The organism is Acidobacteriota bacterium, assembly GCA_016196035.1.
Taxonomy (GTDB): domain Bacteria; phylum Acidobacteriota; class Blastocatellia; order RBC074; family RBC074; genus JACPYM01.
Genome location: JACPYM010000069.1, coordinates 72461 through 88625, shown reverse-complemented (window position 1 = coordinate 88625; position 16165 = coordinate 72461). Strand labels below are relative to the sequence as shown.

11 protein-coding genes are annotated in these 16165 nt (G+C 58.8%); all 11 read right to left on the bottom strand.

Annotated features, from left to right (window positions below; all coding sequences use genetic code 11):
* Nucleotides 1-91: 91 nt before the first annotated feature.
* The 11 genes from HY011_21670 to HY011_21620 all read right to left on the bottom strand — a co-directional run bounded on the left by HY011_21670 (nucleotide 92) and on the right by HY011_21620 (nucleotide 15785).
* Nucleotides 92-1306, bottom strand: a complete 1215-nt coding sequence (locus HY011_21670) for a glycosyltransferase family 4 protein (GenBank protein ID MBI3425541.1) — start codon at nucleotides 1304-1306, stop codon at nucleotides 92-94.
* Nucleotides 1306-2568 carry an ABC transporter ATP-binding protein gene (locus tag HY011_21665; GenBank protein ID MBI3425540.1) on the bottom strand — a complete coding sequence of 421 codons (1263 nt, stop codon included), beginning with the start codon at nucleotides 2566-2568 and terminating at the stop codon, nucleotides 1306-1308. The genes HY011_21670 and HY011_21665 overlap by 1 nt, the downstream gene beginning before the upstream one ends.
* Nucleotides 2569-2751: 183 nt before the next feature.
* Entirely contained in the window at nucleotides 2752-3534 is a 783-nt protein-coding gene (locus tag HY011_21660; GenBank protein MBI3425539.1) for a class I SAM-dependent methyltransferase, read from the bottom strand.
* 188 nt (nucleotides 3535-3722) lie between these two features.
* On the bottom strand, nucleotides 3723-5474 hold the full coding sequence (asnB, locus tag HY011_21655; GenBank protein MBI3425538.1) for an asparagine synthase (glutamine-hydrolyzing): 1752 nt from the start codon (nucleotides 5472-5474) through the stop codon (nucleotides 3723-3725).
* Nucleotides 5462-6475: a hypothetical protein gene (locus tag HY011_21650; protein MBI3425537.1), complete on the bottom strand. Its 1014-nt coding sequence runs from the start codon at nucleotides 6473-6475 to the stop codon at nucleotides 5462-5464. Before HY011_21650 ends, asnB begins: the two co-directional genes overlap by 13 nt.
* 433 nt (nucleotides 6476-6908) lie before the next feature.
* Nucleotides 6909-7613: an acylneuraminate cytidylyltransferase family protein gene (locus HY011_21645; GenBank protein ID MBI3425536.1), complete on the bottom strand. Its 705-nt coding sequence runs from the start codon at nucleotides 7611-7613 to the stop codon at nucleotides 6909-6911.
* Nucleotides 7614-7624: 11 nt separating this feature from the next.
* Entirely contained in the window at nucleotides 7625-8848 is a 1224-nt protein-coding gene (gene neuC / locus HY011_21640; protein MBI3425535.1) for a UDP-N-acetylglucosamine 2-epimerase (hydrolyzing), read from the bottom strand.
* A complete protein-coding gene (locus tag HY011_21635) occupies nucleotides 8817-9854 on the bottom strand; it encodes an N-acetylneuraminate synthase family protein (GenBank protein ID MBI3425534.1) in 1038 nt (345 codons plus the stop codon). Before HY011_21635 ends, neuC begins: the two co-directional genes overlap by 32 nt.
* A gap of 6 nt (nucleotides 9855-9860) precedes the next feature.
* Complete coding sequence (locus HY011_21630; GenBank protein ID MBI3425533.1) at nucleotides 9861-10754, bottom strand: hypothetical protein; 894 nt, start codon at nucleotides 10752-10754, stop codon at nucleotides 9861-9863.
* A gap of 56 nt (nucleotides 10755-10810) precedes the next feature.
* Nucleotides 10811-11656: an ABC transporter permease gene (locus HY011_21625; protein MBI3425532.1), complete on the bottom strand. Its 846-nt coding sequence runs from the start codon at nucleotides 11654-11656 to the stop codon at nucleotides 10811-10813.
* A gap of 610 nt (nucleotides 11657-12266) precedes the next feature.
* Nucleotides 12267-15785: an HYR domain-containing protein gene (locus HY011_21620; protein ID MBI3425531.1), complete on the bottom strand. Its 3519-nt coding sequence runs from the start codon at nucleotides 15783-15785 to the stop codon at nucleotides 12267-12269.
* Nucleotides 15786-16165 lie beyond the last annotated feature (380 nt).

The window sequence follows — 16165 nt, the reverse complement described above, 5'->3', positions numbered from 1 at the left end:
CTCATCCCGCCAACGTTGATGCACCGCTTGCTGACGCGCGCGGTACCGTCCCGCAGCACGCTTTTTCCTATACATTCATTTGCAAACCGCTCTAAGGGGCAAGCAGATGTTGCAACAGTTGATGCCAGTGCGCATCCACTTCGGTGCTGCCCGGGCCGAATCGCGCCGCCGCCGTTTGTTTGGCGTCGCTAGCCAGCCGTTGGCGCAATTCGGTATTGGTGATGGTTTGTTCGAGCGCGTGCGCCCATTCGCGCAACTCGTTCGGATTTTGAATGAGCCAGCCGTTTTGCTGGTCTTGCAAATTTTCAGGAATGCCGCCGGTGTTCGACGCGATGACGCACAGGCCCGCGCTCATCATTTCAGTCGTGGCGAGCGAAAAACTTTCCCAACACAGGCTCGGCACGACGCCCAAATCGCAGGCGTGATAAAGATCGGCCAGCGCATCCGGCGTGAGCATGCCCAGTTCGACCAATTCAAGATTGGCGCCCAAGGCACGCGCCGGTTGCTGCTTGCCGCCCGCCGAAAACAACACGACACGACGACCGAGGTCGCGGCAAAGCCTGAGCGCCTGCTCGACAATGTGGCGGCCTTTATGCACCGCTGTGCCGCCGACGTGCACGATGGCAATATCCGTTTCGGCCAGGCCCAGTTTGGCGCGCTGCTGTTGGCGCGTGTTCGCCTCCGCCGGGTGGAAGCGGCGTTGATCCAGCCGATTGGGAATGATCCAGACGGGCGCGGGAAACGCATCCCGGCTGTAAAGCTGCCACATCGCCTGGTAAATCGCGCGGCTGGGTACGACGACGGCGTCCACGATTTTGAGCGCCGCAAACACCGTTTGTTCCTGACTGGGCGCGGGCAGATTGCGCACCCAATAAATGAGTTTGGTTTGTGGGAAGTGTTGCCGCACCTGCCGCGCGACATACGATGAAACGCAAATCGTCAGATCGGGTTTGAGCTGCGCTTGCGCCGCGAGCTTGACCGCCTTGGGCGCCCAGCGCGTTTCGCGATGCACCCAATTCAAGAGGCGACGGAAGCGAAGCCAGCGCTGATCGCCGGCATCTAAATCGGCGTTGATAAAGCGCGCTTTGCCCGCCTTGCCGCCGGGCGGACAAATGGCTTCGATTTGCCAAGCGGGATAATGTTCGTTGAGCCATTCGATGGTCAGCCCCAGCGAGCGCGCGACAGAGGTCGGCGCATCCGTCGAAATCGCGTGTGTCGCATAAAAAAACAACAACGAACGAGGCTGTTGTAACGTGGTAGTTGGAATCGGCCTAACAGCCGATTCGCTGTTGAGGGAAAGTGACATTATTGGGCTGCCAGAACGTTGGGCTGGCGCGTGCGTTCTGGTGAGGGATAGAACGCCCAGTCGGATTGCGGGTGCAACAGCGCATTGGTGGCGCTGCTTTCGCCGTTGACATCAATCAACAGCCGATCAGACACGTGCCGCGACGAAGCGAAATCGCCCCAGTACAGCACTTTGAAATATAGCGAATACAAACCGGGATTGAGCCAGAGCGGCGGGATGCGCAGTTCGATGTTGTACTTGCCCGCCGTCAGCTTGCGCGTGCTGAGTTGCGGGCTTTCCTGCCGCACGTGGAAGACCTGATCGCCGTGCATGTCTTCCAGGATGCAGTGCAGCGTGAAGCCGCCGATTTCGCTGGTGATATTCAACGTGGTCGAAACCTCGAAGCCTTCCGCTTGCAGCAGAGTCGGTTTGAGCGATTCGTTCAACGTCACTGGCCCGAAGCGCGAATGCGTCGCGCTGGTGTCGGTTTGGGTTTCGGCATCCTGGCTGACCGATTTGTAATACGACTCGATGATGCGCCCGATGTCGCCCGCCTCGACCAGTTGGCCTTCTTTCAGCAGCAGCCCTTTGTTGCAGAGCGAACGCACCGCCGCCAGATTGTGGCTGACAAAGAGCACCGTGCGCCCGGCCTTGCCGATGTCTTCCATCTTGCCCAAACACTTTTTCTGAAAGACGCTGTCGCCGACCGCCAGCACTTCATCAATCAACAGAATCTCCGGCTCCAAGTGCGCCGCGACCGAAAAGGCCAAGCGCATGTACATGCCGCTGGAGTAATGTTTGACCGGCGTATCAATGAATTTTTCCACTTCGGCAAAAGCGATGATCTCGTCGAGCTTGCGATTGATCTCGGCCCGTTTCATGCCCAGGATCGTGCCGTTCAGATAGATATTCTCGCGGCCCGAAAGCTCATTGTGAAAGCCGGTGCCGACTTCGAGCAGGGAACCGATGCGGCCCTGAATCGTGGCGCAGCCGCTGGTCGGTTCGGTGATGCGCGAGAGCAGTTTCAACAAGGTCGTTTTGCCCGCGCCATTGCGGCCCACGATGCCGACGACTTCGCCGGGTTTGATTTCAAACGAGACGTCTTTGAGCGCCCAAAAGGTGTTCGCCTCTGCGCTGGCTGCCTTCGAGCGCCCGCTGAAGAGCGCGCCGACCTTTTGCACGGAGGCGCGCGTTTGTTCGACAATCTGGTCGCGCAGCGTTTTGTACCGTTGTTGTTTGCCGCCGAGGCGGTACCGTTTGGAAAGCTTTTCCGCAATGATCAAAGTAAAACTCCGAAACTACTGAATGCGGTAGTGGGACAATGGGGAGAGCCAAGCCGCAGATCAACACAGGCCTACGCAGATCAATTGAATGGCTGACAGGTTTGATTCGCGTTTTCAGCGTTCATCTGCGGCCAGGCCTCTCCCCTTTGAGCCACTACCCCGAATGCTTTGTTGGCCCGGCGATCACATGAAATCCGAGCCGAGCACATTGTATTTTCCCAGCCGCTCTTCGTTCAGTTCAAAGGTCGTGCAATCCCTGTCCCGATCCCAGTGGATCAGATATTCGCGTTGGAAGTTGCGCGCCAGAAAACGCGCATTGTTGGTGCGGCCATCCACCAGGATGAGCGTGCCGGGCAGCAGCGTCGGCTCCATCAGCAACAAATCGCCCGACATCACGGTGCGTTCGTCGCATTGAAAACTCAGGCCATTGAGCGTGCCTTTGACATCCTTGGGTGACGGGCCGTCCAGATAGATGAAGTCGGCCACCACGTCGGGAATGTTTTGATAGTAATGGCAAAGCTGGCCGTTGAAGGTGCCGATCTCGACCGTGCTGTGTTGGATGTGCACGCGCTCAACCAACTCGTGCGGCAAGCGCTGCTGAATGTTTTCGATCCAGCTTTCAGATGCATCCACCGAGAAGAGTTGAAACATGAAACGGTTTCTGATGTCGGGCTTTTCGGCCAGTCGTTCCCAATCCGCCTGGTTCTTGCGCAAGGCATCGGCCAACACGACGGTGGAATAGCCCAAGCCGAATTCGAGCACAGTGAAGCTCTTGCGGCGGCGCACGGTTTGATGCAGGTACACCAGATCATCCGGTTCGGGCGGCAACGGAATGCGCAGCTTGCCGCTCACATTGTCAAACGCGGATTCCTGAAAGTCGGCGTTCTCTGCAAAGTTGATGAACTGATCCAAGCCCTCGGCTTTGATGTATTGCTCGTGCGCTTGATAGACCTGCCTGCGATTCATGAAATAGCTCCTCACCGGAGGTTGAATTGTTTTTGCGATTACGGAGCCGATGGTGCAGGGACGGTACCGCGCGCGTGAGCAAGCAGCGCATCAAATACGGCGGACTGACGCAACGGCATAGGCTCCGCTTGCTCACGCGCGCGGTACCGTCCCTGCGCCGCGTGCCCTAGCCAGTATTGAAATCCGATCTAAACGCTGCTGCCGACAGCTTGCACCGAGCGCTGGCTCAGCAGCCCCAGGTTGAGCCATTGCCAGACGTAAAAACTGTTGTCGTCGCCGCGCTCGCAATACTCTTCCCACGCCTGATTGATGGCCTGGCGATCCAGCCAGGCGCCGCCGAAAGCGTGCGTGGCGGTCGTGATGCAATCGTTGGCCCAGTCACGCAAGGGGCCGCGCAACCATTCGCGTTGCGGTGTTTGCACGGGGCGCTTGGGCGCTTCGACCACTGCGTGCGGCAACATTTCGCGCGTCAGACGGCGCAGCAACCACTTGTGCGTGCCTGCGTTGATCTTGCGTTCCAGCGGCTGGCGCAAGGCCAATTCAACCAGGCGATGATCCAGAAAAGGTTCGCGCAACTCGGTCGAAACGCGCATGGAGTTGCGATCATTGAAGCGCAAGCCGCGCGGGATTTTGGTGAAACAGGCATCGCGGTATTGCAGGTTGCGCAATTTGTCGGGGAAGGGTTGCGGCGGCGTGAATGCCTGGGCGCGCGCGCGAAACTCCGGCAGCAAACAAGCCGGACGCACGGGGCTGCTTTGCGTGCCTTGCACCGTGGCCGCCACGCCGCCGTTGAAGGCCGCGCGATAATAATCATAACCGGCCCATTGCTCGTCCATGCCTTGCCCGTCCAGCAACACGATTACGCCCTGGGCGCGCGCTTCGGCGAAAAGTTTGGCATAAGCCAGCGTCGGTAAGCCGCCGAAGGGTTCATCCTGCGCGGCCTGCACAGCGGCGGCCAAATCCGGCACTTCAGCGGGCAGCGTGGTGCAAACGGTCAGCGGATGTTGCGTGCGCGCCAGCATTTGTTCGACCCAGGGCAATTCGTCATAGCGCGGATCGCCGCAGTTGAAGGTGAACGCCCGCACGCTGCTGGCCTCGCCCTGCACGGCGTGCACCATGCCCAGCAAGGTCGAAGAATCAAGCCCACCACTCAAATTGATGCCGACCGGCACATCCGACCGAAAGCGCAACTGCACGCTGTCACGCAGCAAGGCGAAATATTCCTCCTGCACTTGCGCGACCGGGCGCGGGTCGAATTCCGGGCCGACGCGCGCGGCCAAATCATACCAACGCGACACCCGCACCTGGCCGTCTTGCCAGGTCAGCGTATGACCGGGCGGCAGCGCCGCAATGTCCTGCCAAAAGGTTTGGGCCGAGTGCTCGTAAAGCCCATAGGCCAAATAGGTCGCCCAGGCCGCTTCATTCGGCGTGGCGCGCACGCCTGCTTTGTGCAGGGCTTTGATTTCACTGGCGAGCAGTAACGGGCCGTCGGGGCGTTGCGTGTAATAAAGCGGCTTGACGCCAAAGCGGTCGCGCGCGGCAAACAGGCGTTGCCGCCGTTCATCCCAAATCAACAAGGCAAACATCCCGATGAAGCGCTCCAGACATGCCTCGCCCCATTTTTCGTAGGCGGCCAGGATGACCTCGGTGTCGCTCTGGCTACGATACGGGTAGTCGCGCAATTCGGCGCGCAATTCGAGGTAGTTATAAATCTCGCCGTTGAAGGCGATCCAGACCGATCCATCGTGATTGCTCATGGGTTGGCGGCCCGCAGCAGAGAGGTCAATGATGCTCAGCCGGTTGTGGCCCAGCCCCGCCCGCCCGGAGGCGGACAAAAAGCTGCCGCTGGCATCGGGGCCGCGATGTTGTTGGCTGTGAATCATGGCTTCGAGTTGGGACGGCGCCCAACCGTTGCCGAAGATACCGGCTATTCCGCACATGAGGTGGCTTTCCAGTCGGCGAGCGTTTGCGCGAGTTTCTCCGCGAGGAAGATTTCGGTTTTTTCCATGGATTCGTTGGTGCAGCCGCCGAGGTGCGGCGTGATCAACAGGTTGTGATGCGTTTGCGCGTAGCGAATCAACGGATGATGTTCCATGCCGGTCGCGTCTTCGTGGCTAAGCACGTCGAGCGCCGCGCCGCGCACGCGCCCGGCATTCAAGGCTTGCAACAACGCCTGTTCGTCGAGCAATTCGCCGCGCGAGGTGTTGATAAAACAGGCGCCGGGCTTCATGGCCCCAAATTCCATCGCGCCGAAAAAGCCCTGCGTCTGTTCGCAAAGATTGACGTGCACACTGACCAGATCGGATTGCCGCAGCACTTCGCGCAGGCTCGTCATTTCAACGCCGTCTTCGACGGTGGCGGGATCAACATTGGGATCGCAAGCCAGTACGCGCATTTCAAAAGCACGCAAGTAACGCGCGACGATGCGGCCCAGCCGCCCGTAACCGATGACGCCGGCAGTTTTGCCATAGAGTTCACTGCCGCGATAGCGGTCACGGTTCCATTCGCCCTGGCGCACCTGCTCATAGGCCGCCGTGGTGTGGCGCAAGAGCGCAAGCATCAAGCCGATGGTGTGCTCGGCGGTGGCGCGCACTTCTTTGAGAAAATCCGTTTCGCCGTAAAGCGACAGCACGCGGATGCCGCGCCGTTCGGCTTCGGCCAGATCAATGTGTGTGAGGCCGGTGGTCGGCGTAGCAATTAGTTTGAGTTGCGGCGCGGCCGCCATGACTTCGGCGTCAATATGGTTGCGCAAGCGCACCCATAACACATCCGCCGAGCGCAACGCGCGCAACAACTCGGCCCGTCCGAGTTCGGCAAACCGCAGCTGCGCAATGCCGCGCAGCTTCTCCCGGGCCGCCGCCGGGAAACCGGAAGATTCAGCAATCAAAATGGAATAATCAGGTTGTTGCACCAGTTGTACCTGTGGGCACGCGATTGGCATGGCTAGTTCTCCTTATAACAGCGAATCGTTTTTTCTCACACCTTGCCAAATTCAGCCTTTCCAGGGAAAAAACAATTCAATAAACAATTCAACATGGGGTAGATGGTCAAGTTGCATCCTGATCGGCGATTCAATAAGGCGCAAAAACTTCTTTGATAAAAACTTCTCACCACGAAGAAACGAAGAGCACGAAGGACAGCGAAGAAACGTCAAGGTTGACAAGGGTTTTCATGCTTCCTTCTTGCTCATCTTCTTGCTCATCGTTACTTCGTGGTTATCAAGAGTTTTTCTTGTTGTAAATTTTTCGGTGACGACAGTTCAGAGTTCACGCTTCAGCGTGTGCGTGGCGGCCCGCAGACACGCTGAAGCGTGAACTCTGAACGTTTGTTCCCTTTCCAGCCCCGAATTATTTACAGCAAGGATTTTTTGCCACTTACTTAAAATCCGAGGCCAGGCGGCATAAGGCTTCCGCCCTGGCCCAATCTTTCTGATCGTCAATATTGACGCAAAACTGTGGGTCAACGGGATAACCTAGGAGGTATTTTCCGTAAAAACTGTCCTGCTCCATGATTACGGAGCGCCGGGTCACATAAATCGAACCTTCGCGATGAAACGCGGGGGGCAAATCCTGGCGGCGCGGAATGGGGATGGTTTCACCCGTGCTCAGATGCAATGCGCCTTCGTTGTCCTGAAAATAAACCCAGTGCGGATTGTATTCCAACGGCACCGGCAGGATCGTCACGACGGCATCGGCCCGCCGCTCCGCTAATAACTCGATGCAGGCATCAATGTCGCTGGCGCGGCGCAACGGGCTGGTGGGTTGCAGCAAACAAACCGCGTCATAATGTTCGCCGCGTTCTTCCAACCAGCGCAGCGCGTGTTGCACGACTGGCAAAGTCGGCGTGTGATCCTGCGCCAATTCCGCCGGGCGCATAAACGGCACATCCAAGCCGCAGGCGCGTCCGACCTCGGCGATTTCAGGGTCATCGGTGCTCAAGATCACGCGCGTTAAACGCCGGGCGGCCAGGGCGGCGGCGCTGGTGTAGGCCAGCAGCGGCTGGCCATTGAGCAGCTTGATGTTTTTGCGCGGCACGCCTTTCGAGCCGCCGCGCGCCGGAATTAAACCTAGTACTCGCATTTCTAAATGACTCACCGCGCTGCCTGTTCCTTTCCGCCCGTCGGCCCACCGGCTGATTCATAAATATAGTGCAGCCGTTTTTGCACGTAAGGATGCAATGCGCCCAGGGCTTGCGCGATGCGCCCGGCGACGTGGCCGTCGCCATACAACGTGCTGGGCGCATAACGGCTGTGCGCCAGTTGCTGGCGCACGGCGTTCAGCACGGCGTCGGCTTGCGGCACGCTGGGCACGACGTGCACATCCGTTTCGCGCCCTTCCTGCCGCTTGCCGACCAGCACGACCGGCGTGCCGAAATAACTGGCGTCGCGCACAAAGCTGCTCGAATTGCCGATGGCGCAGGCGGTGTTGGCCAGCACCTTCAAATAATCATCCGGCGTCAAATTGGTCAGCGTGCGCAACCAGGTCGGTTGTTGATTGAGGCGGTAACTGCGAATGGCTTTGCTGATGTGATCGGCGCCCGCGTCAATGTTCGGCCAGAGCAGCACGGTTTGCATTTGCAATTCATGCAGCGCGGCCAACAGGGCTTCCATCTGCTGGCGTTCGTCGCCGTATTCGGTCGTGGTCGGATGAAAGAGAATCAGTAGGAAGGGTTGCGTGACGTCAATCTGCGCGCCGCCGCCACCGCGATGCAGGATGTCGCGCTGTAGCGTGCGATCCAACTGCCGCGCGATGTCGCTGGAAGGACATCCGACAGCCAGAATATTGGCGGGATTTTCGCCCATCCGCACCAGGTATTCCGCCGAACGCTGCGTGCTGGGGAAATGGAAATGCGCGAACTTGCTGATGGCGTGGCGCGCGCTCTCATCAATCGAACCCGAAACTTCGCCGCCCTGAATGTGGGCGATGCAAATGTTCATATAAGCGGCGGCAATCGCGGCGGCCAGTGCTTCATAGCGGTCGCCGATGAGCAGCACGACATCCGGTTTGAGGCGCTGAAATTCACTGGCGAATTCGACCACGCCGAAGCCGACCGATTTTGCCATCGTGGCGGGTGTCGAGCCTTCGAGTTCGATGTAGATTTCGCCGTCAATGCGGAAGCCGTCTTTGCGGACTACCTTGACGGGCTGATCGAAGCGTTCGAGCACCATCGTGCCGGCGGCGACGATTTGCAATTCCAGGTCAGGATGAGCGGCGAGCGCCTGCATCACGGGTTTCAGCCGCCCGTAATTGGCGCGATCTACCAGCACGACACAGACTTTGCGTTTAGTCGAAGTCATTTTCTGAAAGCAGTGCATTGGCGTCGAGCGCGCGGTTGAGCGTGCGATTGACGAATTCATGGAAGCGGGCCGGTGAAATGCCCGTGCCCGGTTTTTTGCAAACCAGATCAGCAGCCGTCACGCGCTGCCCGGCGGCCAGCGCGCGCGCCGTGACCAGGCTTTTGCCGAAGGTGCGTTTCAATTCACTCAACTCTGCGGCCATTGCCTCTTTGTTGACGGGATGCGTCAAGGCGTGTTCGATGAAGCGCAAGCCGTCCGCCAGTTGTTTCAATTCCGCCGTGGTGACCGAGGCGGGCACATCCGGCCCAAAACATTCGCGCGAGAACGCGACGTGCACTTCAATGAGTTGCGCGCCGAGCGTGGCGGCGGCCAAGCCCGCGTAAATCGTACCGGAATGATCGGAGAGTCCCACCGGACAGGCATAGCGTTCACGCAATTCGGCGAGCACGTTCAAGCCCAGCTTTTCGGGCGGGCAGGGATAGGCGGTCGTGCATTGAAAGACGGCCACGGGCGCATTCTGCGCGCGCACGCAGGCGACCGCCGCGTCCAGCTCGGCCCAATTCGACATGCCGCTGGAGAGCAGCACGGGTTTGCCGGTGCGCGCCATCATTTCGAGCATGGGCAGATTGGTGATTTCCCCCGCGCCGACTTTCCAGGCGGGCAGCCCCAGGCCTTCCAGCAATTCAACGGCGGCCAGGGAAAAGGCCGAAGAGAGAAACAGCAGGCCGCGCTCAGCCGCGTGTTCAGCCAGCCCGCGCCATTGCTCCTCGGTGAATTCCATGCGCTGCCAGTATTCATAGCGTGTCGCATCCTGCCGGCTGAATTTCACGCGCCAGGGTTCGCCGGGCGTGCTTTCGGCGGCGGCGATGTGGGTTTGAAATTTGATGGCATCCGCGCCCGCCCGCGCCACGGCGTCAATGTAAGCGTGCGCCGTGCCCAGGCTGCCATCGTGCGTTTGCGCAATTTCGCCGATCAGCAAACAGCGGCGCGCGGGCGTTTCAAACCATTGGGTCAGGTCGAGCATACGTGGTTAGAAGGTCTTGGGCACACGGCGTTCGGGCTGGCGTTGCAAGACGTAAGTGACCGACATCATCAAGCGTTCGCGCGCGCCATACGAATGTTTGTGGTAACAGGCGATGTCGGCAAAGAAGCCACTGCCGTGCGGCCCCGTGATCGTTTTGATGCGGTCGCCATACAAGGCTTGCGCTTCCTGGTCGGTTAAGTACCGCGACAGCATTTGCCGCCACGACTTGCGCTGGTGTGTGCCTTGAATGGTGATGTGCGGGCCGCAATCGGGGCCGACATCGGTCAGATAAAAAAAGATGACGAGCGCCTTGAAATCGCCCAGATCGTAATGGAAGCGGGCCTTGCGCTTTTGGACGCGGCGCTTTTCAGTCTCAATCGCGGGCGGATGCGTCCAATATAGTTGCGTGCTGTACAACAGCGGTTCAGCGCCCAGGTAGGTACGCGCAACCTCCAGCAACGCGGGGTCGCGCACGATGTTGCGGAGCGCCGGACAATTCAAATCATGGTTGTGATATTCCTTGGCCTGATGCTGCGCGCAATACGCCAGCAGCGCTGCCACTTCCGCCTCAGGCAGTTGCAAGCCCAAGGCAAAGCCGTTGGTTTCGAGTTGCGCGACCGTCTGCGCGGCATCCAGCCCGGTGAAGAACGTCGTCGCATTTGAGAGCAGGGGCTGATTTTGATTGCGCCATTGATAATAACGAATGGCCCAGTGACGCCAAGGGCCTAACCAATAGATGGTGCTCAGCACGCGCAGGGATTCCAACCAGCGGCGGCGGCGCGCAAAGCCGCGCAGTTTGCGTTGCAAATAAGGCAGCACGGGCGCGTCGGCGGTCTCGACAATTTTCTCGACGATGGGTGGTTTCAATTCGGTTGGGATGGCGAGCGATAAGCGTTTCATAAATTGGATTGGCGAGTTACTGCTTGCCGCACCCCGGCGTGTGGCAGCGTGGGAGATCACACCACGTCGGCAAATGTTTTTTCCATCCGCCGAAAATAGAAGGCGCCGGAGATCAACAGCACGAGGGAGGCCAGCACCGAAACCCAGAGCATCAAACCGGGCGCGGTCTTCGTGCCGAGCAACGCCCAGCGAAAGCCTTCGACGACGCCGACCATCGGGTTGATGCCATAAACAGTGCGCCACGGCTCTTTCATCAAACTGCTGGGATAGGCCACCGGCGTGGCGAGCATCCAGAATTGCGTGAGGAAGGGCACGACGTATCGCACATCGCGGTATTGCACATTCAACGCGGCCAGCCACAAACCCACGCCCAGCGACGTGATCAGCGCCAGCAGCAAAAAGAACGGCAGCCAAATGACGTTGAGCGTCGGGTTGATGCCTTTGATAAACATCAACACCAATAACAGCGCAAAGGCCAGCGCGAAATCCACCACGCCCGACAACACCGTGGCCAGCGGAATGCACAGACGCGGGAAATAAACCTTGGTCAGCAGGTTGGAACTGCCGACCAAACTGTTGGCCGATTGCGTCAGGCCATTCGCAAAGAACGTCCACGGCACCAGCGCGGCAAAGTTAAAGATGGAATAGGGAATGCCATCCGAGGGGATTTTTGCCAGCCGCCCGAAAAAGAGCGTGAAGACCAGCATCGTAAAGAGCGGTTGAATGATGGCCCAGGCGACGCCAAGCGCCGTCTGTTTGTAACGCACTTTGATGTCGCGCCAGGTCAGGAAATAGAGCAGTTCGCGGTATTCCCAGAGTTCATTCAGTTTGAGCGAAACCCAGCCGCGCGATGGTTCGATGCGCCAAACGACGGGCGCATGATCGGGCGTCTGGTTGAGCAATTCAGGTTTAATGGTCTTCACAAAAAAGAATGGAGCGGCAAACACGTCGGGCAGATACACCTTGCCCGTCCTTGTTCACCATATAGGAAACCTCGTGTCGAGGCAGCATTACGATTCTCAAAACACTGCACCAACGCAGTGCGTTCGGAGTTACAACTTTAGACTTGATCTCAGCAGGGCCCTTAGCATTGACCTTAGCATTGGGAGGATAGGTATTTGAGCTAGCGAATGCCCTGGTGCTCAATACCGGGGAAATGCAGTTCGGTAGACAATGCTAAAGATGTTATTCGGGGCTATCGGGTTGATTCAGCATGCATTGTGCTGGAGATTTTTTTAATGGTGGATGGAGGATGCGCGGGAGTCTACTGTTCCGCATCTCAATCTGCGTTGTATTTTTATTGCTGTTAAGTCCCTGTAGGCCGCTTGGGGATGAGGTTCAGGCGGGAAGAACAGGGGCCGCAGCACTCAATACGCCCGTGTGCTGCGGCGCGGATTATACACGTAGCGATAGGTATGTAAACAGGCGCGTGCTGACACCCCAGCCAGCAGTTCAGACCACGGACACAATCAAGTATCGGGGCCTGAGTTGCTGGGCCGCGGGCGGTATGCGCTAACGCGAAACAACATTGCTGCGCCCCAATTCGGCGCTCACGCCGTTGGGATTGATCACCACACAATCGCGGTTGCCAAAGGGCGTGTTCTGCGTGGTCTTCACATTCACGCGGATCGTATCCTCTTCGATGCTCAGAATCGTGACTTGAATTTGCGACCCGCCCTGACAGAACGAACTGCAATCAAAGCGTACTTTCGTAGACTTAGCCGGATCAGGATCACTGAAAAAGCCAGTGCCGGTAATCGTCAAGATCGCTTGATTGAAGATCGGAATCTTGGCTGGTGAGGCGCTGGCGATGGTCAGCGGACGCGGCAGCACCTGGACCTGTACCGGGTCGGTGCTGCTCGTCGCGCCTTTCGGATCGCTGACGGTCAGCGTAATCGAATGAAAGCCGACAACGAGCGTAACGTCCACGAGCGCGCCTTCCGCAATCATCACGCCCTGATCTTTCCAGACATAAGACAGCACATCCAAATCGGGATCACTGGAAGGTGAGCCATCCAACTTCACAATTGCGCCCTGTTTGGCGGTGGCCTGTGCCGTGGGCGCCAGCGGGGCCATCTTGGCGATGGGTGGTTTGTTGGTGGGGTTGCCGCCGGGGCCGCCGGGGCCTACACCCGTGCCCGGATCAGGCGGGCCGGTTGGCCCTAGGCCTGTGCCATTCTCATCGGTTTCGGTGTCGCTGAGTTGCACGCGGAAGGGCAGCGTCGTAAATTTGCCGCCTTTGCTGTCGGTGGCGATGATGCGCATGCTGGCGGCGGGTTGCGCGCCTTGAAACGGTTCGATGATGAGCTTGGCCGTGCGATTGACCGGATCGGGCGCATCGAGGCGCACATACGCAGGCGCGCCCAGCAATTGGAAGCTCACTGAATCATTGTCAGCATCTTGGGCCTGCAAGGTGATGGTCTTGGTCTTGCCGATGACGACGTATTGATCGTTGAGGTTGGGCAGCGTCGGCAAAATGTCGCCGGGCACGCCGCCTTGGGTCGGTAAGGTGCCGGTGCCCTTGATTAGATTGACTTCCAATTGCGCGGTCGAGGCATTCCCGGCATTATCGCGGGCGGTAAAGGTCACGATGGTTTTGCCGATGGGGAACAGACTGCCGGGCGGCTTTGACGCCGTCACCGCTACGTTGCCATCCACATAGTCATAGGCAGCGGGCAACGGATAAACGAGACCATACCCGGCAGGCGAAGAAACGGTCTTGGTAAGTTTTGAAGGAATGCCGCTGATCACCGGCGGCGTCGTGTCAGTGACTTGAAGGAGGTAGACATTCGGTTCGCTGGGCGTGTTGTTGCCGTCCAATACACTCAATTTCAAAATGTGCGTGCCGAGGCCGAAGCGATAATCCGAAACCTTCGCAATCGAAATCTGCCGCTCGTTATCGAACCATTTGAAGCTGAGCGGATCGTCCGGGCCATCCGGGTCGCTTGATACGCGGCCATCCAAACGAACGTTGGCGCCGGTTGGGAAACGCGCTTCCATGAACGCCTCAATCGGTTCGAACTCAGCGATGGGCGGACGGTTGTTCGGATTGTTGCCGGGTGTGCGCAGCAGATAGGTGTCGCCCAACGTCAGCACATGCAGATTCGCGCCGCCATTCACGCCGCCCGCCCAGGCGCTGCCAGCCACCGACAACCTTGTTGTCGCCAGATTGTTGAACCAGGGAAAGACCGGCGATGAAGAATTGAGCTTGAACCAGCCGCGATGCCCTTTTTGAATCGTATTGGTGAGCAACGGGGCTTGCGCATTGGCGCGCACTTGCCCTAAGCGCACTTCGAGTTGACCTAGCGTCGCGCCGAACGAGGCCAGAAAATCGTCATACAGCGTCACACCCAACGAGCCGCGCGTATTCGGCGTTTCCATAAAACTGATCGGCGGACGGGCGAAGCCGAACATCGTGGCGTTCTCGGTCTGGTTCGGCACCCCATTCAACGCCAGCGTCGCAGGCAGCCGGTCGTAGTTGGTATCGTCGAAAATCAAATCCGTCGTTGTGCCGTCGCTGTTGCGCGCCGCTGCTCCGGCTGAATTTTTAGCGATGGCCAGAGCGTTATAGCCCGTGGCCAAACCGGCGGTTTGTTCGCTGACCTGCGCACTGCCGATCAAGTTATTGAATTGCGTCGGCTGGGCGCGCCCATCAATCGCCATCGCCAGCGCCCAGCCTTTTTGATTGGCGGCGAAATCATTGGCGTCAAACGTGGTCGTCTGGTTCGGTTGCAAGATGACGATGTTCTCGTTCACCAAAACCGGCTCAATCAAACCGGTGAAAAACAGCCGCACGCGTGCGCGCTGCGTTGGGTGTGTATTCGTGATGCACAGCCGCGTCGCGCCGTAAACGCCGCTCGTGAAACGCGAGAAGAGCAAAATGCTGCCCGCTTTCGCTTCGCTCGCGCCTTGCGCATTGCCCGTCGCGTCAGGTTGATTGGTGGTCACCGGATCATTGGGCGCACCGGTCGGCGGAATGATCGGCACCGTCATCCGAAACGAATCTACCCAACTCAGCGCCTGCATCTGCCGCGCGCTGTGCATCCCGCCGCTGACACTTTCGGTCAAACTCAATCCAAGCACCGGCACCGGCAGGTTGCTCGCTGTGTTGGCCGCAAACGTGGCGTAGCCCTGCCGCGTTGGTGTCACCACGGTATTAAACGGCGGATCCGTCCACACGCTGGTGATGGCCGAACTCAGGCCGCAGGCGCTGTCTAGCACTTGCGGATAAGGCCGCCCGCTCTGATCCAGCAGTACCGCGTTCAATTTCAGGCTTTGCGACGCGGTGCTCGCCAAATTGCTGAGCGGACTGTAAACCATCACATCAGTCTTGACCGGCGCGTCGCCGCCCGTGCCCTGCGGGTTCTGATTTTGCAGGTTGTCCACCGCGATTTGTTTGGGCAAGCGGTCATATTCGACGTTGTTGAAGAGGACTTCGGCCACGGCATCACTCACGGTGCGCGCGCCGCCATTGGTGCGTTTGGCCACGCCGACCGCGTTGTAGTTGGATTCAAAACCGCGCGCGTCGCGATAACTGGCGCTGCCGATAAGCCAGTTGAACTGAATCGGCAACCCCGTCGCGCTCACCGCCATTGCCATCAGATAGCCGGTCTGATTCGGATTCTCATTGCTCGCCAACAACGTGCGCGTTTGATTCCCGGCCAGCGTGATAAAGGTCGTATCCAGCGTGCACCCATGCACCCACGACAACCGAATGGCCACGCCTGCGGTCGGATGCGTATTGGTGAGCGTGAACAGCGTGTTGACGTTGCTCGCCGCCGCTGTGCTGCTGGTGTATTTGTGGAAGAAGAGAATGCTGCCCGCTTTGGAACTGCTGGCGGCGCTGCGCGGTGCATTCGACCCGACATTGGGCACGCCTGGGCCTACCTGTGGATTGTCACTCTGCGCCGCCGCGCCGCGTAAGCGCATGAAACCGCCGCCCAGCAAAAGCAGTGCAACGAGTGCCATGAATGTGAGGCGAAACTGTTGACGGGTGCGTGTGTAATTCAAGATGCGAAGGATTGCTTGCATTGTCAAAATCTCCCCGTTGGCAACCACCGCGCCGTGAACGCGCGCGGTTTCCCACCAGTGGGCTACCAAATACCAGGGGCCTGTAAAGAGCTGGAAACGTGTTTGATGATGCCGCGCTCAAAACGAACGCGTGGTTTCTGGGGGGCCTGCGTTGCAGCCGGAGTGAGGCGCAGGCGGCACTGTCAGCGAATTCTGCGGGGCGGTGTGGCAACGGCGTTGCCGTGAAAGTTGCGCGGTTGCTGATGCGGCACACCGGCTTTCAGGTTGTACGCGCCTCACCGCAGAATCACGTTGACCGGAAAAAGTTCAGCACATGATTCGTAAAGCTGGCGTTCCTGCGGGGCATCGCAGTCAGACGCAAGTTGCCTTGAGTATTCGCG

Excerpts from the sequence above, each read along its gene's own strand:
- HY011_21620 (MBI3425531.1), bottom strand. The coding sequence starts at position 15,785 with ATGCAAGCAATCCTTCGCATCTTGAATTACACACGCACCCGTCAACAG.
- asnB (MBI3425538.1), bottom strand. The coding sequence starts at position 5,474 with ATGTGCGGAATAGCCGGTATCTTCGGCAACGGTTGGGCGCCGTCCCAA.
- HY011_21630 (MBI3425533.1), bottom strand. The coding sequence starts at position 10,754 with ATGAAACGCTTATCGCTCGCCATCCCAACCGAATTGAAACCACCCATC.
- HY011_21660 (MBI3425539.1), bottom strand. The coding sequence starts at position 3,534 with ATGAATCGCAGGCAGGTCTATCAAGCGCACGAGCAATACATCAAAGCC.
- HY011_21670 (MBI3425541.1), bottom strand. The coding sequence starts at position 1,306 with ATGTCACTTTCCCTCAACAGCGAATCGGCTGTTAGGCCGATTCCAACT.
- HY011_21635 (MBI3425534.1), bottom strand. The coding sequence starts at position 9,854 with ATGCTCGACCTGACCCAATGGTTTGAAACGCCCGCGCGCCGCTGTTTG.
- HY011_21650 (MBI3425537.1), bottom strand. The coding sequence starts at position 6,475 with ATGCCAATCGCGTGCCCACAGGTACAACTGGTGCAACAACCTGATTAT.
- neuC (MBI3425535.1), bottom strand. The coding sequence starts at position 8,848 with ATGCACTGCTTTCAGAAAATGACTTCGACTAAACGCAAAGTCTGTGTC.
- HY011_21645 (MBI3425536.1), bottom strand. The coding sequence starts at position 7,613 with ATGCGAGTACTAGGTTTAATTCCGGCGCGCGGCGGCTCGAAAGGCGTG.